Below are 26,780 nucleotides of genomic sequence, written 5' to 3' on the forward strand. Positions count from 1 at the left end.
CGATGTCGGAGGGGAAATGCCCACCCCCACCGGCGGCCAGGTATCTCCACCGAGCCGTCACCCCGACAGTCGCTGACCAACCGATCCATGTCGACGTCGTCCGGGCTGGCGGGCAACCGATCCCATGAACTGTCGACGCACCGGTATGCGGCTTCTGAGCGGCACGGTCCCAACCGAGGCACTGCGGCCGCTGCCTCAGCCAGAACGTCTGCGGCGCTGTACAACTGGAAAGCGAGTGCGGTGAGCACCGCCAGCTCTCCTGACAGCGGACCGATTCCGCGCGGCGCGGTGGTCGCGCTTTCATTCGCCCCACGAGAATCATTCATAGTGAACCGCCGCTTCTTGACAGGTCTCCCGCGAGCCGCGGTGCTCGTCAATTCGCCGTGGCTCGGCGTACTTTGACTGGCCTACCCGCAGCGGTGACGTCCAAACGAATTCAAGCGGGCAGCACCCGTCAGGAGCTCCGGCCCTACGGCAGGCACCCCAGCGCCGCCAGCGCGCACGCCTCATCTTGCGCCGCACTCGCACCACTGACCCCGACGCCACCGACGACGGCCCCGTCGACAGTCACCGGCACCCCGCCGCCGAAGATCACGAACCGCCCGCCCGCGTTGGCGTGCAGACCGAACAGTTCTCCTCCGGGCGCAGCCAGCCGCGCGAGTTCGGACGTGGCAATCCGGTTCGCGACGGCGGTGAACGCTTTGTCGACCGCCAGCGTCGGCCCGGCGATCTCGGCGCCGTCCATCCGGCCGAACGCGACGAGGTGCCCGCCCGCATCCACCACCGCGGCCGAGACCAGGACGGCGTGCCGCTCGGCTTCGGCGTGGGCGGCAGCGACCATGCGCAGCGCGGTCGCCAGTTCGATCGTCATGGGAGAGAACATACTGCTCACCGGCCTGGCTAGCGCCGCTACATCAGCTAGTGGTGGTACCGTTCGCCATGGCCATCGAAGATCGCCGGGCACGCGAACGCGCGGCCAGGCGGCAGCTGATCGTCGACACCGCACGCGCTCTCGCCGAGGCCGAGGGCTGGGATGCCGTCACCACGCGTCGGCTCTCCCACGAGATCGAATACAGCCAACCGGTGCTGTACAAGCACTTTCACGGTATGGACCAGATAGCCGAAGCCGTCGCCGTCGAGGGCTTCGGTGAACTCACCCACGCGCTCACAGCTGCGAGAGAAACAGCGACCAGTGCACGCGACGCGCTGACCGGAATCGCCCAGCGCTATCTCGGCTTCGCCCGCGCCCACCCGGCGCTCTACGACGCGATGTTCACCCGCGCCACGACACTGCGCTTCGCCGCGCAGGAGACGCCGCCGGCGCTGAGGGCCGCCTTCGACGAATTGCGCGGTGCTGTCGCGGATGTCACCGACGGACGCGACCCCGACGACCTCACGGAGGTGTTCTGGTCGGCACTGCACGGACTGGCCGTGCTCGACCGCGGACGCAGGATTCGGCCCGGCCGGGCGACGGAGCGGATAGCGATTCTGGTCGATCAGACGTGCAGTTGACGCATTCGCTGGCAAACCCGTGTCCCAGTGTTTTTCGGCCCTGGCAGTGGGTACCGTGGTCGGGGTGGCGTCGCAGTTCAGGGGGCAGTGACCGATGAGCACCAGGAAGGAGCTCGTCGCCGCGCGCGACGATGCCACCCAGCTGGTGCGTGTCATCGTCGGTATCGGCTCTGACCTCGACCTCGGCGTCACACTGCACCGCATCGTCAGCGCAGCGGTGGAGCTCAGCGGGGCGCGCTACGGGGTGCTGGCCATCCGCGACGGCGACGGCAGGACGCCCGCGTTCGTCTGCGAGGGATTCGACGAGAGCTCTCACCAGGATGTCCTTCGGCGGCTCACCCTGGTGACGGTCGGGGACGGGCTGCGGCTCGATGATCTGTCCCGCCAGAGTCGCTACCTCGATCTGCGTATCGCCACAGAGCCGCTGAGCGCCTTGCTGGCCGTGCCGATCACGGTGCGGAACAAACACTTCGGCACGCTGTATCTACTCCACGACGAGCCGGGACGGACCTTCACCGATCTCCAGGACACGGCGGTGCGTGCCATGGCCACCGCCGCGGCCTCGGCGATCGACAACGCGCGGCTCTTCGAGCGGGAACGCGAAGCCGCCAAGTGGACCAAGGCCAGCCGCGAGATCACCACCGCGCTGCTGTCCGGTGACCCGCAGACCGGGCCGCTGCAGTTGATCGTCGATCTCGCCCTCGAGCTCGCCGATGCCGAACAGGCCATCCTGCTGGTTCCCAGCGAACCCGAGTTGCCGGCCGACCACGTGGCGACGCTCGTCGTGGCCGCCACCGCGGGCCGGTACGCGGACGAGGTGATCGGCCGTGCGGTGCCCATGGACGGTTCGACGACCGGCGGTGTCGCGCGGCGCGGCTTGCCGATGATCACCGACTCCTTCCAGTATCCGATCGAGGGATTCACCGACGTGGGGGAGCGGTCGGCCATCGTGATGCCGCTGATCGCCGATGACACGGTGCTCGGGGTCATCGCCGTCGCCCGCCGTCCGCACCAACCGCCTTTCGGCAACGACTATCTCGAGCTCGTCAGCGATTTTGCTCGCCACGCTGCCCTTGCCCTCGCGCTGGCGGCGGGCCGGGAACACGCACTCAATCGCGAACTCGCACAGGCGGAAACGGTCGACGACGCGCTCCGGGCAGCCGTCGACGAGTTGCGCAGACTGTGGCGGGCCCAGCGGGTCATGGCGGTGACGTTCGCCGACAGTGGTGTCGACCCACAGGTGGTTGCCTGCACCGATCCGGTGAGGTGGTCTGACCTGGCGGCTGAGGTGCGGGACCAGCTGCGCGTCATCCGGGGCGGTGATCTGCTCACCCCGGTGATGCCGGCACCCGGTGTGGCAGCGGTGGCCATCCAGCATCCGGACGGCGTGCTCGTGGTGCGGATCGAGCTGTCCGGTGCGCGTGCCTTCACGCTGGAGGACCAGACCCTGCTGACCGTGCTGGCCGGCCGGTTGAGTCAGGGGTTGCACCGTGTACACCAGGTGGACCAGCAGCGGGAGACCGCGCTCGCTCTGCAGCATGCGATCCTCGGGCCGGCCCATCTGCCACAGGGTTTCGCGGTCCGCTATCAGGCGGCGAGCCGGCCTCTGCAGGTCGGCGGGGACTGGTATGACGTCGTCGACCTCGACGACGGGCGCGTCGCACTGATCGTCGGTGACTGCGTGGGCCACGGCTTGATCGCAGCCACGATCATGGGTCAGGTTCGAAGTGCCTGCCGTGCCCTGCTTTTCGACAACCCGAGTCCGGCCGCGGCGCTGTCGAGGCTGGACCTGTTCGCTGCGCGTCTTCCCGGCGCGCAGTGCACCACCGCCGTGTGCGCGATCCTCGACACCCTCACCGGTGAGCTGGTGTACTCCAGCGCCGGTCACCCTCCGCCGGCCCTGGTGTACGCCGACGGCTCCGTCGAGGTGCTCGACGATGGACACACGATCGCGCTCGGGGTCCGCATCGGCCACCCGCGTCCGGAAGCGCGGATCGCCGTCCCCGCCGGCGCCACGCTGGTGCTCTACACCGACGGCCTCGTCGAGCGACGCGGAAAGGATCTGGAAGACGGTATGTTTCGCGCCCTCGATGTGGTCAGCGAGCACCGTGACACGCCGCTCGACGAGGTGGTCGACGGCGTCATGACCGGACTGGCTCCGCCAGGTGGTTATCAGGACGACGTGGTGTTGCTCCTCTACCGTCCCACCGCCCCGCTGGAGCGGACGTTCCCCGCCGTCCCGGACCAGTTGGCACCCGTCCGCACGGCGCTGCGGGACTGGTTGCATCGCGCCGGTGTCGACCCGCACCAGCTGGTCGACATCCTCGTCGCGACCGGCGAAGCGGTGGCCAACGCCATCGAACACGGTCACCGCGATCGCTCGGCCGGGACGGTCGCGCTCCAGGCCACCGCCGTCGCCGGCCGAATTCGGGTGACCATCACCGACACCGGTGACTGGAAGACCCCCGCCACCGAGCCGGACCCGATGCGCGGCCGCGGGGTGGCCCTCATGCGCCTGCTGATGGACGACATCACAATCGACCACAGCGACGACGGAACCACCGTTGCACTCTCCGCGAGGATCATCTGATGCCGACACAGCTCTCGTTCGACCTCACGGCCCGCGACGGCCGCCTCCGCCTGGTTGCGGCGGGAGAGATCGACCTCAGCAACATCGGCGCCTTCCGGCAGGCCCTGGCGGACGCTGCCGCCGAGGCGACGCGCTCGGGGGCCCCGCTGACCGTCGACCTCGCTGCCGTCCAGTACCTGGACAGCGCCGCGATCAACGCGCTCTACGGCGCGGCCGATGACATCACTGTTCTCGTCGCCCCATCGCTGCTCATGACGACCCTGCGGGTCAGCGGCCTCGCGGAGGTCATCGACGTCACCGCCGCCGATCCGGTGACCTGACCCCGCGCCTTGCCTGGGCGCACCGGCATTGGCACTCTCGGTAGGTGCCCTCCCGCGTCCCGTCCGCCACCGCGCTCGCCGCAGCGCTGGTGGCCGGCATGGTCGGCACGCTGGCGGTGGACATCGGTGCTCCCCGCGCGAACGCCGCTCCCGCCTACGGGTACACCGGCCCATCGACGCCCGAGACGCCCGACATACCCGCCGTCTCGGCGCTGATGACCTCGGCGATCGCAGCCCGCCATCTGCCCGGCGCTGTGGTGATGATCGGCCATCGCGGTCAGCCCGCCCTGCTGCGGGCCTACGGGGTGCGCAAACCGGCGGGCGAGCCGGGCGTCGACGGCGTCGCCACCCCGGCAGAGCCGATGACCACCGACACCGTGTTCGACGTGGCGTCGCTGACGAAGGTTCTCGCCACGGCGACAGCGGTCATGCAGTTGCACGAGCAGGGCAGGGTGCGCCTCGACGATCCCGTGCAGACGTATCTGCCGGCGTTCAACCCCGCGCACGATCCGCATCGGACGGCCGTCACCGTGCGAACACTGCTCACGCACACCTCGGGTCTGCCCGGCGACGTGAACCTCGACGACCCGTGGGGACTGGTGCGCGCGGACAGGTCCGAAGGCATGCGGCGAGCGCTCACCGCGCCGCTGGAAATGCCCCCCGGAACGGTGTTTCGCTACTCCGACATCAACTTCGAACTCCTCGGCGCACTCATCGAGGCGGTGACCGGTGAGCCGGAGAACGTCTACGTACGGCAGAACATCTTCGCCCCGTTGGGCATGACCGACACGCGGTACCTGCCCTCGGCCGGACCTGTGGCGCGAAACCGGGCGCTGCTGAGCAGGATCGCCCCGACACGGCTGGACACCGAAGGCCGACCGTGGACGAATCCGCACTTCGGCACGGTGATGCGCGGCGTCGTCGACGACCCGACATCGCGGCGCATGGGCGGGGTGGCCGGCCACGCCGGCGTGTTCTCCACCGCGGCGGACATCGGGCTGTTCGCCCAAGCGCTGCTGGACCGGCTTGCGGGACGCCCCAGTGCTTTTCCGCTCCGGCGGGAGACGCTGCAGACCATGACGGCGCCCAATCGGCCCAGCGTCCCCGGACCCGTCCACGCGGTGCGCGGCCTCGGCTGGGACATCGACACCGGATACTCAGGATCGCGTGGAAGCCTGTTCCCCGTCGGCAGTTTCGGGCACACCGGTTTCACCGGGACCTCGCTGTGGATCGATCCCGCGTCGGACACCTACGTGGTGGTGCTGTCCAACGCCGTGCACACCCCTGGCAGCCCGCCGATCGCCCGACTGGCCGGTGCGGTGGCCACCGCCGCCGCCCGCGCGATGGGCATCGGACCCCCGCCTGCAGGCCTTTAGACCCTCCTACGTCGTCGCTGCGGGCGTCATCCTGAAAGCAGACGGCTGTGACGACCTGTTGGAGCGGATGATGACCTCGCACTTCCCCAGTACCGAGACGCTGCGGTGGGCGCTCACGCTGGCCGTGCGGGCACCGTCGGTGCACAACTCTCAGCCGTGGCTGTGGCGGGTGGGCCGGCGACGTATCCATCTCCACGCCAATCCCGATCTGGCGCTTCCCGGCACCGACCCGGACGCGCGCGATCTGATCCTCAGCTGCGGTGCATCGCTGAACCACGCTCAGATCGCGCTGGCCGCGCTGGGGTGGCAGGCGAAGATCCATCGGTTCCCCGACCCCGCGACGCCCGGCCACCTCGCCGAGATCGAGCTGCGTCGCTATCCGCCGGCGCACACCGACACCGTGCTCGCGGCGGCGATCTCGCGGCGTCGCACCGATCGACGCAACTACAGCAGTCGGCAGGTATCCGCCGCCGCGATCGCGATGATGGGCGCCCGCGCCGCCCGAGCGGGTGTCATGCTCCGTCGGTTCGACGCGCTGACCACGCTCCGACGCCGGGTGATGGACGCCGAAGCCCGACACCACAGCGATCCTGAGTACGTCGCTGAATTGGCCGTGTGGAGCGGCCGTTACGACTCCACCGCGGGCATCCCCGCGCGCAGCACACCGCGACCTGACCCCGGTGCGGTGATTCCCGCCCGTGCCTTCGCCGGTGCAGCACTCGAGCAGCCCGCCGACTCCGAGCCGTCGCAGGACAACGCCGCCGTCATCGCGTTGGGCACCGTCGCCGACGACCGGCTCTCCCAGCTGCGCGCGGGGGAGGCCACCAGCCTGGTGCTGCTCACCGCCACCGCCGCGGGACTGGCGAGCTGCCCCATCACCGGACCGTTGGAGTTCCCGGACATCAGGGCCGCCGTCGGCCGCGACGTGTTCGGCTCGGGTGGACACACCCAGATGCTGTTGCGCATCGGGTGGGCGCCGGAGTCCGCGGAGCCTCTGCCCGTCACTCCGCGCAGGCCGCTCGATCAGGTCGTCGCTGTCGACGGTGACCGCGGTGTCGACGAACACCCCGGCGTCCGCCGCCGACGGTGACAAGATGACGACGTGAATTCTGTGACACCCGGGGAGGGCAGCGCGAACAGCGACCCGGGTGCGCGGCCGCTGCGTGACACCCTGTCGCAACTTCGACTGCGGGAGCTGCTGACCGAGGTGCAGGACCGTGTCGAGCAGATCGTCGAGGGGCGCGATCGGCTCGACGGCCTGGTCGAGGCGATGCTCGTGGTCACCTCCGGGCTGGAACTCGACGAGACGCTGAAGACGATCGTGCACACGGCGATCGACCTGGTCGACGCCCGCTTCGGCGCGCTCGGGGTGCGCGGTGACGGCCATGAGTTGCTCGAGTTCATCTACGAGGGAATCGACGAAGAAGCGCGCGAGCTGATCGGCCACCTGCCCGAGGGGCGGGGCGTGCTCGGAGTGCTGCTCGACGATCCGAAGCCGATCCGGCTGGACAACATCTCGCACCATGCAGCGTCGGTGGGCTTCCCGGAGAACCATCCGCCGATGCAGACGTTTCTCGGTGTCCCGGTCCGCATCCGGGACGAAGTGTTCGGCAACCTGTATCTGACCGAGAAGGCCGACGGGCAACCGTTCAGCGAGGACGACGAGGTCCTGGTCCAGGCGCTCGCGGCGGCAGCAGGCATCGCGATCGACAACGCCCGCCTCTACGAGCAGTCCAAGATCCGGCAGTCGTGGATCGAAGCCACCCGTGACATCGGCACCGAATTGTTGGCCGGCACCGATCCGGCCGCGGTCTTCCGGCTCATGGCCGAGGAGTCCCGCTCGCTCAGCGGCGCCGTGGCATCGATCGTCGCGGTGCGGGCCGACCTCGACGAGCCGGTCGGCGACGTCGACGAGCTGATCGTCGCCGCCACCTCAGGGTCCGGGCCCGGAACCGACGTGCAGTCGATCCCCGTGTCGGGCACCGACGTCGGAACGGTGTTCGTCGAGCAGCGTCCCGGTCGGTTCGACGTGCTGGAGTTGGCGCCCGGTTGCGTGGCCGACGGGCCCGCGCTGGTCGTGCCGGTGCGTGCCACCGACACCGTTGCCGGTGTGCTGATCGCGTTGCGGCCGAACGGTGTACGCGCGTTCAACGCCGGCGAACTCGACATGATGGCCGCGTTCGTGGACCAGGCGGCTCTGGCGTGGCAGCTGGCCACCACGCAGCGCAGACTGCGCGAGCTCGACGTCCTCTCCGACCGCGACCGCATCGCCCGCGATCTGCACGACCATGTGATCCAGCGGCTGTTCGCGGTCGGGCTGGCACTGCAGGGCACGATCCCGCGGGCTCGAACCGCGGAGGTGCAGCAGCGCCTGAGCGCGTCGGTGGACGACCTGCAACAGGTGATCCAGGAGATCCGCACCGCGATCTTCGACCTGCACGGCGGCCAGTCGGGTGCCACCCGCTTGCGGCAACGTCTGGACGAGGCAATCGCCGGGTTCGCGACGTCGAAAATGCGGACCACCGTGCAGTATTCGGGACCGCTATCGGTGATCGATGCGGGCCTGGCCGACCACGCCGAGGCCGTGGTTCGGGAAGCGGTCAGCAACGCCGTCCGTCATGCCGATGCCACCTCGTTGGCCATCATCGTGGCCGTCAACGACGAGTTGTCCATCGAAATCGTCGACAACGGCCGCGGCATCACCGGCCCGATCACCCGGTCCGGGTTGGCCAATTTGGAACGGCGGGCCATGGATGCGGGCGGGTCGATGACGATCGAACCCGCCGGCGGCGGCGGTACACGTCTGAGATGGGCGGTGCCCCTTGGCTAGTCAGGGTGTGAGCTGGATCTTGATGTGCCCCGCTGATCTCGACATCGCCGCCGCGTAGCCGTCGGCGGCGTCGGCCAGCGGCAGGGTGGCGGTGAAGACGCCGCTGACGTCGAGGCGACCGGCGCGCAGCAACGGGATCAGCTCCGGCCACGTCTGCTGCACCGGCGCCGTGGTCCACCTGACGGTCAGGCTGCGCAGCAGGCCCATCAGCGCAGGGAACGGGTAGGGCTGCAGGTCGTGCACGCCGACCACCGACACCGTGCCGCCGACCCGGACGGAGGCGATCGCGTCGTCGAGTGTGGTGTCGGTGCCCACGGCGTCGATCACCGCATCCGCGCCGAGTCCGTTCGTCGCCTCCATGACGGTGGCTGCGGCAGGCGGCGGGGCCGCAGTGGCGCCGGCCAGCGCGGCCCGCTCCCGCCGGGACTCCACCGGATCGACGACGAAAACTGTTGCGGCACCCAGGAACAGCGCGCTGCGTACCGCACATTGGCCGACGGAGCCCGCGCCGATGACCGCGACGGTACCCCCGACGGGGATGTCCGCACGTTTGGCCGCCGCCCAGCCGGTCGCGAGATTGTCGGTGAGAAGTAGTGCCGCCTCGGTGTCGATGCCGTCGGGTACGCGCAGCAGTTGGAAATCGGCGGCAGGGACGGCCATCAGCTCGGCCTGCGCGCCACCGAGTACGCCGGAACCGAAGATCTGCGGGCCGGACACGCAGCGCACCGGATCCGATGTGGCGCATCCCGCGCAGCGGCCGCAGCCCGCCACCGACGACACCAGCACCCGGTCGCCGACCGCGACACCTCGGACGTCGGCGCCGATCTCGCGCACGATGCCGACCGCCTCGTGGCCGACGGACACCGGCTCGGCCATCGGGTAGTGACCTTCCAAGAAGTGCAGATCCGATCCGCAGATCGCCGTCGCGGTGACCTCGACGACGGCCCCGTCGGGCCCGGGTAGCACCGGATCGGCACGGTCCTCGACGCGCACCGTGCCATCGGGGTCGACGACCACCGCGCGCATCTCAGGCCACCCCGTCGTGGTCGCTGTTGCCGTCGATGCGGAAGTGCGTGAAGTCGGGTGCGGCCACCGCGTCGTGGTATTCGCAGAGGCGCCAAGGGCTCACGGTGTGGATCTCCCCGCTGCTGGTCTTGAAATAGGAGTGCTCGACCGCCGGGTGTGCCCACACCGTCGCGGTGATCCGCTCCTGGGTGCGCCGGTGCCACTCCCGGGTGGGGTCGGGCAGCGGCTCCATCGCGCGCGCACCCTGATCGATGAGATGCGCGAGGCAGGCGTTGATGTAGCGCATCTGCAGTTCGGAGTGCATGATCAGGCTGCCGCCGTGCGCCAGATGCGTTCCCGGCCCGTAGGTCATGAAGAAGTTGGGGAAGCCGGGCACCGTGATGCCGAGATAGGCGTGCGGCCGCTGTCCCCACACGTCGTGCAGGTCAGCGCCGTCGCGGCCGGTCACCGTCATCGGCACGAGGAGATCGGTGGCGCGAAAACCGGTGGCGTAGACGATCACATCGGCGTCGTGGACCGTGCCGTCCGCCGTCACGAGACCGTCGGGGGTCACCTCCTGCAGCGGTGTGCGGACCAGTGTGACGTTGGGCCGTTTCAGCGCGGCGAGCCAGCTCCCGTTGTCCTGCAGGGTCCGTTTCGCGGTCGCAGGATAGTCGGGCAGGACCCGGGCCAGCAGGTCCTCGTCGTCGCCGACCTGCGAGGTGATCCACTCGGTGAACATCATGCGCGCCAACGCATTGATCTCACTGACCGCGTGCTGCTGATCTGCATAGGCAGGATCGACGCGGGCGGCGTCGAGGCCTTTGTCGGCCCCGGGCCAGAACAGCAGGAAGCGATACCAGCGGGCGTAACCGGGCAGGTTCTGCAGCGCCCACCGCGCGCCGTCGGGCACCGGTTCGTGGTACATCGGATTCGGGAACATCCACTGGGCCGTGCGCTGGAACACGGTCAGCTGGGCCACCGTGTCGGCGATCGCCGGCACGATCTGGAAACCGCTGGCGCCGGCGCCCACGAGCGCGACCCGACGTCCTGTCAGGTCGAGGTCGTGATCCCATCGCGCCGAGTGAAAAGACGGTCCTGCGAACGATTCTCGTCCGGGCAGATCCGGCAGAGCCGGGCGGTTGAGCTGACCGACCGCGGTGATCACCGCGTCGGCGGTCAGCGTCTGAGTGTGCTGACCCGTGCGCACCTCGACGTGCCATGTCGCCGACTCGTCGTCCCAGCGCGCCGAGAGCACCTCGGTGTTCCAGCGCACGTGCTCGCGCAGGCCGTGGCGATCCATCACGTCGCTGAAGTAGGCGGCCAGCTCGGGTTGTTCGGCGAAGAAGTGTTGCCAGTGGTTGCTCGGCTCGAAGCTGTAGCAGTACAGGTGATTGGCGACGTCGACCCGTGCGCCGGGATAGCGGTTCTCCCACCACGTCCCACCCGGACCAGCGTTCTTCTCGATGATCTCGAACGCAATTCCCGCCTGCTGCAGTCGAATCGCGGCCAGGATGCCCGACTCCCCACAGCCGATCACGAGCACCCGCCGGCCCGCCGCGCGGTCGTGGTCCACGGGCGGGGGACGACGCGGATCGGTGCCCTCGAGGTCGAGCTCCTCGAGGACGAGCGGGATGTTGGCGTCGTCGACGGGTTCGCAGGCCGCCCAGTCGAGCATCTCCCTGACCAGGTCCGCCGGCAGCGGCGGGAGCGGCGGACAGCCCCGGTCGCGATAGTCGACGATCACGGGCAGCGCCGCGGCCCGGGCGCGGGCTTTGTCCTCCTCGCTCATGAAGCCCTGGATCTCGTTGAGGAACAGACCCGCCTGGGCGAAATCACGGATGAAGCGCGGATCACCGGTCAGATGCACCATCGACAGCAGGAGTGCGGGGATGCTGACCTCGGCCAGGGCGGCGGCGATGTCGTCGGTCGAGGTGTCGAATCGCGCGGCAGCGTGCACCGTCCGTGTCACTGAACCTCCCGATCGCCATATCGCAACGTTGCGTAGCGTAACTGTCGGCGCTCGGTCGGCGCAATGGCTCTCCTCCAGGGTGTCCTGACGAAAAGCGTGACGTAAATCGCCTGCGCGCAGGTCGGTGGCGGGCGCACAATCGAGGACGTCATGTGCCGGAGGTCGGGCGCATGGGTCCTCTCCTCCGGCAGGTCCGCGTCGGCGCGCGGAGCTGGAGAAGGGGGAACGACATGACGACGAAGTGGATGATCGCGGGGGCGGCGGCAGTACTGGCGGGAGCCGGACTGGCGACGATGGCGCCGGCGGCACCGGCGTCCGCGCAACCGTGCAGCAATGCGGTGGTGTTCGGAAACGGCGGGGGCCGTTGCGATTCCCTGCCCGGGCCGGACGGCACTTTCCAGCGCTGCGACACCGTGTACGTGATGGGCATCGGCGGCACCAATTGCTACCAGGTGCCGGTCGGCCCACCGCCCACCTGATTGTCGCGAGTCCGCGGACCCGCTGTTGTAGCCTCACCGCATGGAAGTACTACGCTCCGTAGTGGTTTTGCTGCACCTGGTGGGGTTCGCGGTGACTTTCGGGGCGTGGGTCGCCGAAGCGGTGGCCCGCCGATACACCACGACGCGGCTGATGGACTACGGCCTGCTGGTCTCGCTGCTGAGCGGGCTCGTGCTTGCTGCGCCCTGGCCGGCAGGCATCGAGCTGAACTATCCGAAGATCGGCGTGAAGCTCGTCATCCTCGTCGTCCTCGGCGGCGTACTCGGGATGGGCAACGCCCGCCAGCGGCGCACCGGAAAGCCGGTGCCGCGCCCGCTGTTTCTCTCGGTGGGCGTGCTGGCGTTGACCGCTGCCGCGGTCGCCGTCATCTGGTGACCGCGGGTCTCACTGCTCACCGAGACCCATCAACTCGGTCACCTGGTGGTCGCGCCCGGCCGTGTAGCCGCCGTCCACGGCGATCGCCTGGCCGCTGACGAAGCTGGCATCGGTCGACAGCAGGAACGCCGCGACAGCGGCGATCTCCTCGGGCCGACCGAACCTGCGCAGCTTGTGCTCATGGCGCACCCCCTCGCGCGGGCCGGCCATCCCGTCGAGACCCATCACCGACTCGAACAGAGGCGTCTCGATGAAACCGGGACAGATCACGTTGGCGCGAATCCCGCTTGGCCCGTAGTCGATCGCCGCGTTCTTGGTGAGCAGGACGACCCCGCCCTTCGATGCGTTGTAGGCGCTGCCGCCCGCCGTGCCCTCGATGCCCTCGACGCTCGACAGCGTCACCAGCGCGCCGCGTTCGCCGTCGACCCGCTCCTGCGTGACCATCTGGGCCAGTGCCGCCCGCAACACCACGAAGGTGCCTTTGAGGTTGACGTCGACAACCCGGTCCCACTCCTGGTCGGGCAGCAGGTGGATCGGACCGCCCCCGCCCACGCCCGCGGAGTGCACCACGCCGTCGAGGCGCCCGGCGACCTCGACGACGTGGCTCACCGCGTCCGCTACCGCGGCGCCGTCCAGCACGTCGGCACGCACGTAGTCGCCGGGAGCATCCGCGGCCAGATCCAGTCCGACGACGATCGCGCCGTCGTCGGTCAACCGCCGCACGGTGGCCTCGCCGATACCCGACGCCGCGCCGGTGACCAGAATCCCTTTTCCTGCAAGCCCGTTCATCGGCACAGTATGGCAGCGTCGCGATTCCCGACCATCCACCTTCTGTGATCGCCTATGGTGACGATGCTCATCGCGCCACGCCGAAGCAGGAGACCTCATGACAGCTCGATTGGCCGGCAAGGTCGCGCTCATCAGCGGAGCCGCCCGGGGAATGGGCGCCTCCCACGCGCGGGAGATGGTGGCCCACGGCGCCGCCGTGGTGTGCGGCGACATCCTCGACGCCGAGGGCGAACAGGTCGCCGCGGAGCTCGGCGACGCCGCGCGCTACGTGCACCTCGACGTCACCGACCCCAATGACTGGCGCTCCGCGGTGGCCACCGCGACAGACACGTTCGGCTCCCTCGACGTCCTGGTCAACAACGCCGGAATCCTCAACATCGGCACGATCGAGGACTACGACATGGCCGAATGGCAGCGCATCCTCGACATCAACCTGACCGGGGTCTTCCTCGGCATCCGGGCAGCCGCGGGCCCGATGAAGGCGGCCGGCCGCGGGTCCATCATCAACATCTCCTCGATCGAGGGGATGGCCGGCACGATCGCCAGCCACGGCTACACCGCCACCAAGTTCGCCGTGCGCGGTCTGACCAAATCCACCGCACTGGAGTTGGGGCCCTTCGGCATTCGGGTGAACTCCGTGCATCCCGGGTTGGTGAAGACGCCGATGGCGGACTGGGTGCCCGAGGACATCTTCACCACCGCGCTGGGGCGCATCGCCCAACCCGTCGAGGTCAGCCACCTCGTGGTGTACCTGGCCAGCGACGAGTCGAGCTACTCGACCGGCGCGGAATTCGTGGTCGACGGCGGCACGATCGCCGGTCTCGCGCACAAGGACTTCTCCGCCGTCGACGTCGACGCCCAGCCCGACTGGATCACCTAGTCGGCCGGCGGGCGGTCCATTCGTCGGCCCAACTCCGCCCGCGACGTGATGCCCAATTTGCGATAGACCCGGGTGAGGTTGTGCTCCACGGTCTTGGCGCTGATGAACATCGCTGCCGCGATGTTCTTGTTCGTCGCTCCGGACGCGGCCATCTCCGCCACGCGGCGCTCGGACGGGGTCAACGCCGTGAGGTCGTCCGACGGCGCCACCACCGTGCGGGAGAGCTCGGCGCGCGCCCGCCGAGCCCACAGCGCGGTTCCGAGTTGCTCGAAAGTCGTCAGCGCTTCGGTCAACGTCGTTGCAGCGAGCTGCTTCTGCCGCAACCTGCGCTGTAGCTGGCCGAGGACCAGGTGGGAGCGGGCCCGTTCGAAGGGCATCGGCAGCCTGTCGTGCTCCGCCAGCGCCCGGTGCGCGGCCTCTTCAGCGGCGCCCACCTGCCCCTCGGCGGCGAGCACCACGGCGCGACACCGGGTGCCGACCGCCTTCATCCATGCGCGATCATGTTCTGCGCCATCGCGTTCCAGCGCGGCGGTCAGCTTGTCGGCGTCAGCGAGGCGGCCCACCGCCACCATCGCCTCGATGACATCGGGAAGGTGCCAACCGTAGGCGATCTCGGTGGACAGACCGGGTTCGCCCAGATACGACGTGTCGAGTGCAGCCAGCGCCTCCCGGTGCCGCCCCAGCGATTCCTCGAGGAAGCAGAGCGCCATGCCCGGCCAGTCGGCGATGTGTGATGCAGTGCGACCGCGGGTGGCGGCGACGACGCGGCTGGCATCGGTGCGGGCGTCGTCCTCGTGGCCCAGGAAGGACGACACCACCGCACGCACGGTCAGCGGGATGATCAGGACGTCCTCGCCGCCGAGCTGCTCGGCCCGTTCCACGGCGTCCGCGGCCTCCGCAGCGGCGTCGGCGAAGCGGCCACGCCAGATGTGGTTCATCGCAAGGAAACCCGCGATCGCCATCATGTCGCTTTCGGCGCCGCGCTCCGCGCACACCACCCTCAGCTCGGTGAACTGCTCATGTGCCTGCGCCAATTTGCCCGTCCAGGACAGCGTGAGCGCCTGCACCAGTGGTGCCCGGAAGATGATCGGGACGTCGAACGCGCTGTCGTAGCACTCCAGCGCGCGGCGCAGCGCCCGCTGGTCCAGTCCCCGTCCGTTCTGGAAATCGATGTACACCGACCAGGCCAGCGCGGGGCTGATGATCGCGGGCACGCCCAGTTCCTCGGCGAGCTTCACCGCGTCGCGGCCATGCCTGCGCGCATCGTCGGGCTCGCCGATGTTGTTCAGTGCGAACGACAATCGCAGCAACACCTGGATCAGCACGGCGATGTTGCCCGCGGCGTCGTCGACCGCGCCACGCAACAGCTCCACCGCCTCGCTGTGCTCGTTCTGGTACATCAGCACCGTGGCGAGCAAGCTCGCCACCAATGCGCGCACGATGTCCGGCTCGCCGGGTCCGATGTCGGCGAGAAGCTCTCCCGCGCGGGTGACGTTGCCTGCCAGGAAATGGTTCTCGGCGGATTTGAGGCGCCGCACGGCGGTGTCGCCGCCCAGTCCGATCGCCAGGTCCACCAGTTCCGCGGCTGCGGCGGGTGCGCCGCGGGACCGAGCCGAGTCGGCTGCGGCGTCGAGAGCAGAGAAGATCTCCTCGGTGCCGGTCGCCGACGCCAGCGCCAGGTGACGGGCACGGACCTCCGGCAGCGTGACCGCGGCCGCTAGCTTGCGGTGCATGGCCCGGCGAGCCGGCGATCCCGCGTCGGCGTAGACCCCACTGGCCAGCAGGGGATGAATGAACCGCACCTTGTTGCCGGCCACCGTGAGAACGCCTGCCGCTTCGGCTCCTTCGACGAGTTCGATCACCTCGTCACGGTCCATGTCGTTGGCGAGGGCCAGCACGTCCACGCGCGCGTCGGCCAGGCAGGCCACGCTCAGCAGGAATTCCCGCATTCCATCGTCGAGCGAGCCGATGTGGGCGCGCACCACCTCGGTGAGGGTGGGGGGCAGCGCCTGATCGGTCACGGCGTGTCCCGCGCCGATCGCGCGAGCCAGCTCCACGGCGAAAAGTGGGTTCCCGCCGGAGATCTCGGCGATGCGTAACACCGTCGGCCGGGAGAACGTGCGGCCCGTGCGCTCGGAGATCAACGTGTGCAGTGCGGCGCTGTCGAGCGGATGCACCGCACTGCGGTGGATTCCGTCGGGTCTGTTCAGCGCCAGCCACATCGTCGTCGTGCCGTCGCCCGGGTGGCAGCGTTCGGTGACCAGCACACCGAATCGCCCCTGCATCCGGCGCGCGGCGAACGCGACCGCCGTGCGGCTCGAAGTGTCCATCCACTGGACATCGTCGATGGCGATCAGGACGGGACCGGCCTCGGCCAGGGCCTGCAGAACCGCGACGAGAGCGGCGGCCACCACCCGGTGATCGGTCGCCGGGCCGTCGTCGCCCGCGCGCAGAAGCACCCGGTCCAGCGCGAGCCGCTGCAGGGGCGGCAGTGCGGCGAGGACGCCGGCGTCCACGTCGGCCAGCAGGTCGGCCAGCGCGGCGAACGCCATCACCGTTTCTGCCTGCCCCACCCGCGCGGTCAGCACGCAGAAGCCATCAGCGCGTGCCTGGTCGACCAACGACAGCCAGACCGTGGTCTTGCCGATTCCCGCTTCACCCTCGATGACCAGGCCGGTCGATCGCTGGGATGCCGCATGCAGAAAGCCAGCAACCTGCGGATCGGCCGTCGATCCTCGGGGAGCGGGCGCCATGGTTTCCACTATCGCAGCGGGCAAAGAAGTGCGCAAAGACCGCAGGTTCGCGGTGCGTCGCACGACTCAGCGCAGCGTCACGACTACCTTCCCGCGCGCGGTCCGGTCCTCCAGCGAGGCGATGGCCTCGCCGGCGCGTTCCACGGGGAAGACGTGGGGCTCCGGCGGACGCACTGCGCCGGAGGCCAGCAACGGCGCCAGCTCTTCCCACTGCTCGGTGAGGTATCCCGGATGCGTCATCGACCATGCGCCCCAGCCCACGCCCACGGCGTCGACGTTGTTCAGCAGCAACCGGTTGACCTTGACGGTCGGGATCTCGCCACCGGTGAAACCGACGACCAGCAGTCGCCCACCGGGCGCCAGTGACCGCAGAGAGTCGGTGAAGCGATCACCGCCCACCGGGTCCATGACGATGTCGACGCCGCGGCCACCGGTCAGGTCCTTCACCGAGTCCTTGAACCCGTCGGCGAGCACCACGTCCGTCGCGCCGGCGGCGCGGGCCACCTCGGCCTTCGCGTCCGTGCTGACGACCGCGATCGTGCGCGACGCGCCGAAGGCGGGCGCCAGCCGCAGCGTCGAGGTGCCGATGCCCCCGGCGGCGCCATGCACCAGCACCGTCTCACCATCGCGCAACCGGCCGCGGGTGCGGAGCGCGAAATGCACGGTCAGGTCGTTGAAGAGCAACCCCGCACCGGCTTCGAAGGACACCGCATCAGGCAGTGCGAACACCCGTTCCGGTTGCAGCGCAACGACTTCGGCCATCGCGCCGGACAGCAACGTCAACCCGGCCACGCGATCGCCGGCGCGGACATGCGCGCCGTCGGGTGCGCTGCGCACCACTCCGGCGATCTCGGCCCCCGGGACGTAGGGGAGTTCGGGCTTGTACTGGTAGAGCCCACGGGATTGCAGCGCATCGGGAAAAGCGACGCCCGCGGCGTGCACCTCGACGACCACGGAGCCCTCCGCGGCCGCCGGCTCGTCGATCTCGACCAGCTCGGCCGCGCTGGGCCCGTCCAGACTGCGGATGTGGATTGCACGCATGCCGACCATTGAACCGCACCGGTTCGCGCCGGGGAGTCGCGGCCGCGGCGGTACAGTCTCCCACGGCAGAATGGCGCGGATGCAACGACGCAACCGGGGGACAGGTATGGCAGCACGCAGTGGTGGCCGGATGCAGGGCACGTGCTTTGCGCCCGCCCGTGACCTGGCACCAGGCCGCATCGTCGACGTGCGATCCCGCGACGGGGTCCGCCTGCACACCGAGGTGTTCGGCCCCGAGGACGCCCCGCCGGTGGTGTTGGCCCACGGCATCACGTGCTCTCTGCGTGTGTGGGCCTACCAGATCGCCGACCTGTCCCGCGACCACCGCGTGATCGCGTTCGACCATCGCGGGCACGGCCGCAGCGGGGTTCCACCGCGGCGGGGCGGCTACAGCATCGACCATCTCGCCGGCGATCTCGACGCGGTGCTGCGCGCGACGCTGGCCCCCGGTGAGCGCGCCGTGATCGCCGGGCATTCCATGGGCGGTATCGCGATCAGCTCGTGGGCGGAGCGCTATCCACACCGCGTGGCCGAATGCGCCGCCGCGGCAGCGTTGATCAACACCACGACCGGCGACCTGCTGCGGCACGTGAACCTGCTGCCGGTTCCGCCGTCGCTGGCCCAGGCGCGGGTGCGGGCGGGCGGCACGCTGCTGCGGACCTTCGGCGGAGCCCCGCTGATGCGCGTGACCGACGGGCCCAGCCGACGGTTCGTGAAGATGATCGCCGTAGGCCGAGACGCCGAATCGGCCGTCGGCGACTTCGTTTTCGAGCTGTTCCACAACACGCCGCCCGCCGGACGCGGTGGCTGGGCGCGCGTCCTGGTCGATCACATGGGGCCTCAACACATCAACCTGAAGAGCCTCACCGTGCCGACGATGGTGATCGGCAGCACGAAAGACCGCCTCCTGCCGATGGTCTCGTCGCGGCGCATCGCGGCGACTGCGCCGAACCTGGCGCGCTTCGTCGAGGTGCCGGGCGGCCACTGCGCGATCCTCGAGCAGCCTGTCGAGGTCAACCAGCAACTGCGTTGGCTGATCGGCGAAACTCAGGAGCGGCGCGTCAGCTCCTGATGCGCCTCGGCGGCCGCACGCTGCCCCGAGCGCACCGCACCGTCGAGGAATCCCGGCCACGTGTCCGCGGTTTCGGTGCCCGCCCAGAAGATCCCGTCGACCGGGGTCCGCAACAACCGGCCGTGTGCCGTCCATGATCCCGGCGGCACCGCCGCTGTCGGCCCGCCCGGTGCGAATGCCTCTGCGCCCCAGCAGTGGTCGAGATAGTCCACCGGGTTCGCCGCGGCGTTGCCGAAAAGAGCGACGAAATTCGACAGCGCGGCCTCCCGGCGCTGCTCGGGCGGTAATGGGTCGAACAGCCGCGCGTCGGTGAAGCCGAGCAGCACCCCGGGCCCGTCGTCGCCGGGGCTGACATCGAACGTGATGAAGACCGGGCCCTCGTCGGACAGGGCTTCCCCCGAATAGCCGTTCTCGCGCCAGAACGGCCGCTCGTAGGCGGCATAGGCCTTGCTCAGATGCCCCTGGGGCCAGTGGCGGACCAGCGCGTCGTAGCCGTCGGGAAGAGCCGGATCGAACGTGATGGTGCTGCGGTGCTCGGGCGGTACCGCGACGACCACGGCGGCGCCGGTGAACTCGCCACGATCGGAGACCACGGTCAAGCCACCCTCGCGGCGTTCGATGCGCCGGACCGGGGCGCCGAGCACCACGCGCTCCCCGAGTTCAGCGGCCATCCGGACCGCGATCTGCTGCGTGCCTGCCAGGAAGCGGTCCTGCTGCGCGCCACCCTTGACGTCGAGCATGCGGTCGAGGCCACCGGCGGCCTTGACGTAGCGCACGGCATGCAGCATCGACACCGCGTCCGGCTCACATCCCCAGGTGACCCGCGCCATGATCGCCATCAGATCGCGCGTCGAGGCGCCCGCGTGCATCGACCGCAACCACCGATCGAGGGTGAGCGCGTCGAGCTGCTCGGCGATCGGGGACGACCACGGATCGGCGACCTGCACCTTCTGGCTGATCCGGCCGAACCGCCACTGGATGCGGGAGACGTCGAGAAGTTCGAGTATCGACAGGCGAGGGATGGTGCTGCGGTAGGTACGCACCCGGCCCCGCCACCGGATCAGGTTCCTGCCGTGGCTGTAGGTGGGCACGGTCTGGCATCCCAGCTCCCGGGCCAGCGCCAGCACCGCATCCTGCGTCGGCCCCACGAACGTCGCGCCGAGGTCGACGGGCACCCCGCCCACCTCGCCGGTGTACGAGCGACCCCCCACGCGGTCGCGGCCCTCGACCACCACGACATCGCGCCCCAGGCGCGTGAGCTCCCGCGCCGCCGACAGTCCGGCGAAGCCGGCTCCCACGATCACCACGTCTGCCATGAAGCGATTCTGGCGTGCTCGTCGTCGCGTGGCGATGATTTGCACGCCGAAGTCGCGCTAAGGTCGGCCGTTGTGCAGGTGATGACGGCGCTCATGAGTCCGATCGGCGCGGCGCAGCGGGCCGCGGCGCTGCGCGAGGCGGGTGCGAGCGGCGTGTTCACCTTCGAAGGCCCGCACGACGCGTTCACCCCGCTGACGCTGGCCGCCTCCGTGGGAGGCCTGGACCTGATGACCAACGTTGCAATCGCGTTCCCGCGCAACCCGATTCACCTGGCGCACCAGGCGGTCGACCATCAGCTGCTGACCGACGGACGGTTCACGCTGGGATTGGGCACACAGATCCGCACCCAGATCGAGAAACGCTTCGGCGCCGAGTTCGACAAACCCGTCGAGCGGATGCGGGATCTGATCGGCGCGCTGCGGGCCATCTTCGACGCATGGCGCACCGGCGAACGGCTGGCCTACCGCGGCGAGTTCTACCGACACACGCTGATGACGCCGACATTCAGCCCGCCGGCCGACTTCGCGCCGATCCCGATCTATGTCGGTGCCCTCGGGCCGCGGCTGACACGCATGGTTGCCGAGACCGCCGACGGGCTCTTGGTGATGCCGTTCGGATCGCGACGCTTCCTGACCGAGGTCACGCTGCCCAATGTGGATGCCGGGCTGGCCGCGGCCGGGCGGCGCCGCGAGGATCTGGCGATCGTGCCGGAGGTGATCGTCTCCGACGCGGAATCCGATCCGGATCACGCGTCCGCGCGGCGGCTGCTCGCGTTCTACGGATCCACGCCCGCCTATCGGCCCGTGCTCGACGTGCACGGCTGGGGGGATCTTCAGCCCGAGCTCAACGCCCTGTCCAAGCAGGGCCGCTGGGCCGAGATGGGGGGCCTCATCGACGACGACGTGCTGCACACCATCGCCGCGTGTGGCACACCCGCCGACATCGCCGCGCACATCCGTGACCGCACCGCCGGTGTCGCCGACCGGGTCTGCCTGTATCAGCCCGGCCCGATCCCGGTGGACACGCTGAGTCAGATCGTCGACGCCTTGTCGGTCGACGCCCGGACCTAGCCGGTTCGGTCTCGGATAGGGCTGCCGCCGTGGCGATCACCGTGCGGGAACTGGCCAGGGTCGACGGTCTCGGGCTGCGGCTGGTCGCGGGCGAATCCGCGGCGGACCGTCCGATCGCCTGGGCGCACGCGATCGAGCTGGCCGACCCGACGCCCTATCTCGCCGGCGGCGAGCTGGTGATGACCACCGGGATCAACATTGGTGCCGACGCCGTGGCTCAGTCCGCGTACGTCGCGCGGCTGGCCGCAGCGGGCAGCGCCGCGCTGGCCGTGGACACCGGCACGACGTTGACCGAGATCCCAGCCGGTGTGCTCGCTGCCGGCAGCTCCGCCGGCCTGCCCGTGCTCGAGGTCCCTCCGTCGACGCCCTTCATCGCGATCACCAAGACGGTGATCGACGCGCTGGCCGACGACGAACTGCGTGCGGTGCAGCAGGTGGTCGAGGGCCAGGAGGTGCTCGCCCGGGCTACGGTCACAGGCGGCATCCCGGGGGTGGTCGACGCGCTGGCCGACCGGCTGGCAGCGACAGTGGTCGTGCTAGACGCACATCGCAGCGTGCTGGCGGCGGCGGGACCGCAGCGGACCCGGTTGCTCGCCGCGCTCACCGACAATACGCCCGCGGCGCGGCGGGGTGCCTATGTCACCGGGGACGCCGACGCGTACGTCACTGTGCAGAATCTTTCTGCGGCACAACCTCATCGGGGTCGGTTGGCGGTGCGCTCGACCGCCCCGCTGTCGAACCCGGACCGGTTGCTCGTCGGCCATGCCGTCTCATTGATCTCGATCGCGCTGGAAAAGCCGGCGGGTGTCGTCGAGGCCGAGCAGCGCCTGCGCAGCGCCGTGACACGCCAGCTGCTACAGGGGTCCGGTCTCATCGACGATGGAGTGCTGCGGTACTTCGGGTTCGCGCCGCACGACGAGGTGGTCGTGGTGCTGCTCAACGATGTCGGGCCGATGCTGGCCGCGCAGCAGGACTGGGCCCGGCGACTCGGTGCGGCCGGGCCTTACCTGATGGCCCACCTGACGACGACGGGCTCGGAACTCGCGATCGTGGTGCCCCGCGCGGCCGGTGCCCGCATCGCCGAGATCGGGGCGGACCTCGTCCGCGCACCCGCGGGCGGGGCGAGCGGCCCGGTGCCGCTGGGGGACATCGCCGTGGGCCTCGAGCAGGCCCGCATCGCCTGCCATGCCGGAGGAGTGCGCTTTGCCGACTTCGCCGAGCTGGGACCCCTGGATGTGTTGCTCGCCGGGCGCACCACGGCCGAGTTGGCCGTGTTCGCTGCGCCTTTGGCGGCCTTGAATGCGGAGCTGGTGGCGACACTGGAGGCGTTTCTGCGGCACAACGGCCACCTCGAGGGCGCCGCGGCCGCCACCGGCGTGCACCGCCACACGTTGCGCCACAGGATGCGGCGCATCGGTGATGCCCTCGACGACGACCTCGACGACGCCGACACCCGCACACGGCTGTGGCTCTCGATCAGGGCCAGGCAGCTATTGTCCGACCGACCTCATCCACCACCCAGCCGGGGCGGACCCGACCGATAACTGACCGGGGTGGCCGACAGCGTGATCGGGTTGGCGACCTGTGGCGCGCCGCCGTCGGGCATCGCCACCGTTGCGTGCAGGCCGAGCCTCTCGGCGAACGCGAATGCTTCGGCCACGTCGTTGATCGGCCCCGCCGGTACGCCCGCGGCGGTCAGCTCGGCGTACCAGTGGTCGGCGCCGCAGCGGCGCATCTCGCTGTCGATCAACGCGCACAACACCTCTCGGTTCTGTACACGCGCGGGGTTGGTGGCGAACCGTGGGTCCTCACCCCAGTCCGCCTGACCGAGCGCGGCGGCGAAGGCGCGGAACTGCTTGTCGTTCCCGACGGCCACCGCGATGGGCCGGTCGGCGGTGTCGAACGTCTGATACGGCGCGACGCTGGGGTGGCGATTGCCCATCATGCCCGGTACCACTCCGGCGCCCACGTATCCCGAGGCCTGATTCACCAGGGACGACAACAGAACCGACAGCAGGTTGGTGTCCACTCGCTGGCCCTCGCCGGTGCGATCCCGGTGGGCCAGGGCAGCCAGGATGCCGCTCAGCGCGTGCAGGCCGGCGAGGACGTCGACCAGCGCCACACCGACTTTGGTGGGATCGCCGGGCTCGGTGCCGGTGACGCTCATCAGCCCGCCGACGGCCTGCAGCAGCAGGTCGTAGCCCGGCAGGTCGGCTCCCTGGCCGCGTCCGAATCCGGTGATGGAGCAGTAGATGACGTCGCGGCGCAGCGCGTGCACGTCGTCGTAGCCCAACCCCAGTTTCTCCATCGTTCCGGCGCGGAAGTTCTCGACGACGATGTCGGCGCCGCTGACGAGGTCGCGGGCGCGCTGTACGTCGGCGGGGTCGGTGAGATCGAGCGCCACGGATCGCTTGTTGCGGTTGACGGAGTTGTAATAGGTGGCGACGCCGTCAGAGTCGTAGGGCGGCCCCCAGTGGCGGGTGTCGTCACCGGTCTGCGGCCGCTCGATCTTGATCACTTCAGCGCCAAAGTCGCCGAGCATCATGGTCGCGTACGGGCCCGCCAACACGCGGCTGAAGTCGACGACGACGATGCCGTCGAGTGCGCCCGGTGTCACGCGCGCGGCCTGCCGCCGCGGAGGTACACGGTGGTGGTGTGGGTGAAGAAGTCGCGGGCGGCGGTGCCCTGTTCCTTGGGGCCGAGGCCGCTCTTCTTCGCCCCACCGAAGGGCACGTGCGGATCGGCGCCCGCCGACTCCGAATTGATGTGCAGCACGCCGACATCGATGTGTTCGACGGCGTGCAGCGCCCGGGTGAGATCCTGGGTGAACACGGCTGCCGAGAGTCCGAACTCGCTGTCGTTGGCCAGTGCGAACGCCTCCTCTGCATCGGCGGCCCGTTTGACTGCGAGCACGGGACCGAACAACTCCTCGGTCCACACGTCGGCATCTGCGGCGCCCAGGTCGAGGACCGTGGGGGCGACGAAGTAGCCGTCGGCGCGGGCGTCCGAGTAGAGCGCGCCACCGGTCAGCACCGTGGCGCCCTGCTCGGTGGCCGTCGCGATACCCGCTGAGATGTTCTGCTGCGCAGGCAAACTGATGACGGGCCCCATCTCAACGTCGTCCTCGGTGGGATCGCCGACCCGCAGTGCCGCAGCGCGCTCACACACCGCGCTGACGAAGCGGTCCGCGATGCCGGCGGTCACGATGAGTCGCGAGGTCGCGGTGCACTTCTGGCCGGTCGAGCGGAACGCGCCGAGCAGAACCTGCTCCACCGCGAGGTCGAGGTCGGCGTCGTCGAGCACGATCGCGGCGTTCTTGCCGCCCATCTCGGCCTGTGCCGGGACACCGCGTGCGGCCGCCGCCGCGGCGATCCGCCGCCCGACCGCGGTGGAGCCGGTGAACGTGATCGCGTCGACGTCAGGGTGGTTGACCAGTGCGTCGCCGATGTCAGACTCGCCGACGAGCAGGTTGAGTACGCCGTCCGGCAGTCCGGCTGAGCTCAGCGCGTCGGCCAGTCGAAGCGCCAGCAGCGGCACGGTGCTCGCGGGCTTCCACACCACCGTGTTGCCGAACACCAACGCGGGAGCGATCTTCCACGCCGGGATCGCGATGGGGAAGTTGAACGGCGTGATACAGGCGACGACGCCGACCGGCTTGCGGGTCACCATGATCTGCTCCCCGGCGCGTGGAGACGCGTAGATTTCGCCGGCCTGCCGGTCGCCCTCGGCGCCGTAGTAGCGCAGGATCTGCGCCGCGCGGCGCACCTCGCCGATGCCCTCGGCCTTGGTCTTGCCTTCCTCGGCGGCCAGTTCGAGGCCCCACGTTGCCGCGTTGCCGTCGACGATGTCGGCCGCGGCCACCAGAACCCCGCCGCGCTGATGGATCGGTGTCGCCGCCCACGCTCTCGCGGCATCCGAGGCGGCGCCGACGGCGGCGTCGACGTCGTCGATCAGGGCTGCGCCCCCGTCGGCCACCACCACGTCCGGCCGGGCCGGGTTCACGCTGCGGATGTTCTCACCGCGGCCGGGCACCCACTGCCCGGCGATGAGATGCCGGATGGCTGCCGTCATGACCGGAACGCGGCGTGCCCGGTGAGCGCCTTGCCGATCGAGAGCATGTGCATCTCCGAGGTGCCCTCGTAGGTGAGCACCGATTCCAGGTTGTTGGCGTGCCGCAGCGGTGAGTACTCCAGCGTGATTCCACTGCCGCCCAACAGGGTTCGGCATTCCCGTGCGATCGCCAACGCCTCGCGCACGTTGTTGAGCTTGCCCAGGCTGATCTGCTCGGGCGAGACACCGTCGCTGTCCTTGATCCGGCCCAGGTGCAGAGCCAGCAGCATGCCCTTGCCGAGTTCCACGGTCATGTTGGCGAGCTTCTCCTGCGTGAGCTGGTAGCTCGACAGTGGCTTGTCGAACACGTCGCGCGACTGGGTGTAGGCGATGGTGGTTTCCAGGCAGTCGCGCGCCGCGCCGAGCGAACCGAACACGATGCCGAAGCGGGCTTCGTTGAGACACGACAGCGGCGCGCCGAGACCGTTGGCGTGCGGCAGCTGCGCCGAGGCGGGCAGACGGACCTCGTCGAGCACCAGCTCGGAGGTGACCGATGCGCGCAGCGAGAGCTTGCGGTGGATGGCGTTCGCGGTGAAGCCGGGAGTGTCGGTGGGCACCAGGAAGCCGCGAATGCCGTCGTCGGTCTGCGCCCACACTGTCGCGACGTCGGCGAGGTTGCCGTTGGTGATCCACATCTTCGTGCCGGTGAGCACCCAGTCTGAACCGTCGCGGCGGGCACGAGTACGCATGCCGGCGGGGTTGGAGCCGAAGTCCGGTTCGGTCAGGCCGAAGCAGCCCACGGCCTCTCCGGTCGCGAGCCGGGGCAGCCACTCGTCCTTCTGCTCGTCGGAGCCGTACCGGTGGATAGAGAACATCGACAGGGACCCCTGCACCGAGACGAAGCTGCGGAACCCACTGTCACCGGCTTCGAGCTCCATGCAGGCCAGCCCGTAACTGACGGCGTTGGTGCCCGCGCAGCCGTACCCCTCCAGATGCATGCCCAGCAGCCCGAGCGAGCCGAACTCCTTGGCCAACTCCTTGGGCAGCGTGGCCGATTCGAACCAGTCCTCGACCTCCGGCCGGAGCGTCTTGTCGACGAAGGAGCGGACCGTCGCCGCGATCTCACGCTCCTCGTCGTCGAGCAGGCGCGCGATGTCAAACAACTCCAACGGCGCGTAGGTGCTCTTCTTCGCTGCGGGGGCGGTCGTGGTCATGAGGACTCCGTTCGGGCTTCAGGGTCGCGCTCGACTCCACGGTAGACACCGCGGCCGTCGTGGTACATGTCCAGGATGTACACCCACCGAGATGACCCTGTACAGGATGGCTCGAC

Annotated in this window: 22 protein-coding genes; 12 read left to right on the plus strand and 10 right to left on the minus strand. The window is 69.6% G+C overall.

Annotation, left to right across the window (positions count from 1 at the left end; genetic code table 11):
- Positions 1 to 469: 469 nt before the first annotated feature.
- Positions 470 to 871, minus strand: coding sequence for a GlcG/HbpS family heme-binding protein (locus PGN37_RS09805; protein ID WP_335330840.1), 402 nt, complete (start codon positions 869 to 871; stop codon positions 470 to 472).
- Between the two features lie 68 nt (positions 872 to 939).
- Here PGN37_RS09805 and PGN37_RS09810 point away from each other — a divergent pair, with 68 nt between their 5' ends.
- The 6 genes from PGN37_RS09810 to PGN37_RS09835 all read left to right on the plus strand — a co-directional run bounded on the left by PGN37_RS09810 (position 940) and on the right by PGN37_RS09835 (position 8,628).
- Positions 940 to 1,512, plus strand: a complete 573-nt coding sequence (locus PGN37_RS09810) for a TetR/AcrR family transcriptional regulator (protein ID WP_335330841.1) — start codon at positions 940 to 942, stop codon at positions 1,510 to 1,512.
- Positions 1,513 to 1,606: 94 nt separating this feature from the next.
- A complete protein-coding gene (locus tag PGN37_RS09815; protein WP_335330842.1) occupies positions 1,607 to 4,102 on the plus strand; it encodes a SpoIIE family protein phosphatase in 2,496 nt (831 codons plus the stop codon).
- Positions 4,102 to 4,422 (plus strand): STAS domain-containing protein, encoded by a 321-nt coding sequence (locus PGN37_RS09820; RefSeq protein WP_335330843.1) that lies wholly within the window; start codon positions 4,102 to 4,104, stop codon positions 4,420 to 4,422. The genes PGN37_RS09815 and PGN37_RS09820 overlap by 1 nt, the downstream gene beginning before the upstream one ends.
- 98 nt (positions 4,423 to 4,520) lie before the next feature.
- Positions 4,521 to 5,798 carry a serine hydrolase domain-containing protein gene (locus PGN37_RS09825; protein ID WP_442932904.1) on the plus strand — a complete coding sequence of 426 codons (1,278 nt, stop codon included), beginning with the start codon at positions 4,521 to 4,523 and terminating at the stop codon, positions 5,796 to 5,798.
- A gap of 70 nt (positions 5,799 to 5,868) precedes the next feature.
- Complete coding sequence (locus PGN37_RS09830) at positions 5,869 to 6,888, plus strand: Acg family FMN-binding oxidoreductase (protein ID WP_335330845.1); 1,020 nt, start codon at positions 5,869 to 5,871, stop codon at positions 6,886 to 6,888.
- Positions 6,889 to 6,909: 21 nt separating this feature from the next.
- Positions 6,910 to 8,628, plus strand: coding sequence for a sensor histidine kinase (locus tag PGN37_RS09835; RefSeq protein WP_335330970.1), 1,719 nt, complete (start codon positions 6,910 to 6,912; stop codon positions 8,626 to 8,628).
- Here the strand turns inward: PGN37_RS09835 and PGN37_RS09840 are convergent, their stop codons facing one another.
- Both PGN37_RS09840 and PGN37_RS09845 read right to left on the minus strand, forming a co-directional pair.
- A complete protein-coding gene (locus tag PGN37_RS09840; RefSeq protein ID WP_335330846.1) occupies positions 8,629 to 9,654 on the minus strand; it encodes an alcohol dehydrogenase catalytic domain-containing protein in 1,026 nt (341 codons plus the stop codon).
- Position 9,655: 1 nt separating this feature from the next.
- Positions 9,656 to 11,605 carry a flavin-containing monooxygenase gene (locus tag PGN37_RS09845; protein WP_335330847.1) on the minus strand — a complete coding sequence of 650 codons (1,950 nt, stop codon included), beginning with the start codon at positions 11,603 to 11,605 and terminating at the stop codon, positions 9,656 to 9,658.
- 230 nt (positions 11,606 to 11,835) lie between these two features.
- Here PGN37_RS09845 and PGN37_RS09850 point away from each other — a divergent pair, with 230 nt between their 5' ends.
- On the plus strand, positions 11,836 to 12,084 hold the full coding sequence (locus PGN37_RS09850; RefSeq protein ID WP_335330848.1) for a CDGP domain-containing protein: 249 nt from the start codon (positions 11,836 to 11,838) through the stop codon (positions 12,082 to 12,084).
- Positions 12,085 to 12,124: 40 nt separating this feature from the next.
- The gene (locus tag PGN37_RS09855) at positions 12,125 to 12,478 is read left to right on the plus strand and encodes a Fe-S protein (RefSeq protein ID WP_335330849.1); all 354 of its coding nucleotides are present in this window, start codon (positions 12,125 to 12,127) and stop codon (positions 12,476 to 12,478) included.
- A 9-nt stretch (positions 12,479 to 12,487) separates the two neighbouring features.
- Here PGN37_RS09855 and PGN37_RS09860 read toward each other — a convergent pair whose 3' ends face one another.
- Complete coding sequence (locus tag PGN37_RS09860; protein WP_335330850.1) at positions 12,488 to 13,267, minus strand: SDR family NAD(P)-dependent oxidoreductase; 780 nt, start codon at positions 13,265 to 13,267, stop codon at positions 12,488 to 12,490.
- 97 nt (positions 13,268 to 13,364) lie between these two features.
- Here PGN37_RS09860 and PGN37_RS09865 point away from each other — a divergent pair, with 97 nt between their 5' ends.
- On the plus strand, positions 13,365 to 14,147 hold the full coding sequence (locus PGN37_RS09865; protein ID WP_335330851.1) for a glucose 1-dehydrogenase: 783 nt from the start codon (positions 13,365 to 13,367) through the stop codon (positions 14,145 to 14,147).
- Here PGN37_RS09865 and PGN37_RS09870 read toward each other — a convergent pair.
- The gene (locus PGN37_RS09870; RefSeq protein WP_335330852.1) at positions 14,144 to 16,900 is read right to left on the minus strand and encodes a helix-turn-helix transcriptional regulator; all 2,757 of its coding nucleotides are present in this window, start codon (positions 16,898 to 16,900) and stop codon (positions 14,144 to 14,146) included. The genes PGN37_RS09865 and PGN37_RS09870 overlap by 4 nt on opposite strands.
- 66 nt (positions 16,901 to 16,966) lie before the next feature.
- On the minus strand, positions 16,967 to 17,941 hold the full coding sequence (locus tag PGN37_RS09875; protein ID WP_335330853.1) for an NADPH:quinone oxidoreductase family protein: 975 nt from the start codon (positions 17,939 to 17,941) through the stop codon (positions 16,967 to 16,969).
- Between the two features lie 106 nt (positions 17,942 to 18,047).
- On the opposite strand from PGN37_RS09875, the gene PGN37_RS09880 reads away from it, so the two are divergent.
- Entirely contained in the window at positions 18,048 to 19,013 is a 966-nt protein-coding gene (locus tag PGN37_RS09880) for an alpha/beta fold hydrolase (RefSeq protein ID WP_335330854.1), read from the plus strand.
- On the opposite strand, the gene PGN37_RS09885 is transcribed toward PGN37_RS09880, so the two are convergent.
- The gene (locus PGN37_RS09885; RefSeq protein WP_335330971.1) at positions 18,989 to 20,365 is read right to left on the minus strand and encodes a flavin monoamine oxidase family protein; all 1,377 of its coding nucleotides are present in this window, start codon (positions 20,363 to 20,365) and stop codon (positions 18,989 to 18,991) included. The genes PGN37_RS09880 and PGN37_RS09885 overlap by 25 nt on opposite strands.
- Positions 20,366 to 20,410: 45 nt before the next feature.
- Between PGN37_RS09885 and PGN37_RS09890 the strand changes: the two genes are divergently transcribed.
- Together PGN37_RS09890 and PGN37_RS09895 are read left to right on the plus strand one after the other, a co-directional pair.
- Entirely contained in the window at positions 20,411 to 21,400 is a 990-nt protein-coding gene (locus PGN37_RS09890) for a TIGR03617 family F420-dependent LLM class oxidoreductase (protein ID WP_335330855.1), read from the plus strand.
- A gap of 29 nt (positions 21,401 to 21,429) precedes the next feature.
- On the plus strand, positions 21,430 to 22,944 hold the full coding sequence (locus tag PGN37_RS09895; RefSeq protein ID WP_335330856.1) for a PucR family transcriptional regulator: 1,515 nt from the start codon (positions 21,430 to 21,432) through the stop codon (positions 22,942 to 22,944).
- Here PGN37_RS09895 and PGN37_RS09900 read toward each other — a convergent pair.
- The 3 genes from PGN37_RS09900 to PGN37_RS09910 are packed head-to-tail and all read right to left on the minus strand — an operon-like array spanning position 22,908 to position 26,664.
- Positions 22,908 to 24,017, minus strand: a complete 1,110-nt coding sequence (locus PGN37_RS09900) for a CaiB/BaiF CoA transferase family protein (protein ID WP_335330857.1) — start codon at positions 24,015 to 24,017, stop codon at positions 22,908 to 22,910. The two genes, PGN37_RS09895 and PGN37_RS09900, sit on opposite strands and share 37 nt — an antisense overlap.
- The gene (locus PGN37_RS09905; RefSeq protein ID WP_335330858.1) at positions 24,014 to 25,471 is read right to left on the minus strand and encodes an aldehyde dehydrogenase family protein; all 1,458 of its coding nucleotides are present in this window, start codon (positions 25,469 to 25,471) and stop codon (positions 24,014 to 24,016) included. Before PGN37_RS09905 ends, PGN37_RS09900 begins: the two co-directional genes overlap by 4 nt.
- On the minus strand, positions 25,468 to 26,664 hold the full coding sequence (locus tag PGN37_RS09910) for an acyl-CoA dehydrogenase family protein (RefSeq protein WP_335330859.1): 1,197 nt from the start codon (positions 26,662 to 26,664) through the stop codon (positions 25,468 to 25,470). The genes PGN37_RS09905 and PGN37_RS09910 overlap by 4 nt, the downstream gene beginning before the upstream one ends.
- Positions 26,665 to 26,780: the final 116 nt, after the last annotated feature.

This window comes from Mycobacterium kyogaense (genome assembly GCF_036946525.1).
Classification (GTDB): domain Bacteria; phylum Actinomycetota; class Actinomycetes; order Mycobacteriales; family Mycobacteriaceae; genus Mycobacterium; species Mycobacterium kyogaense_A.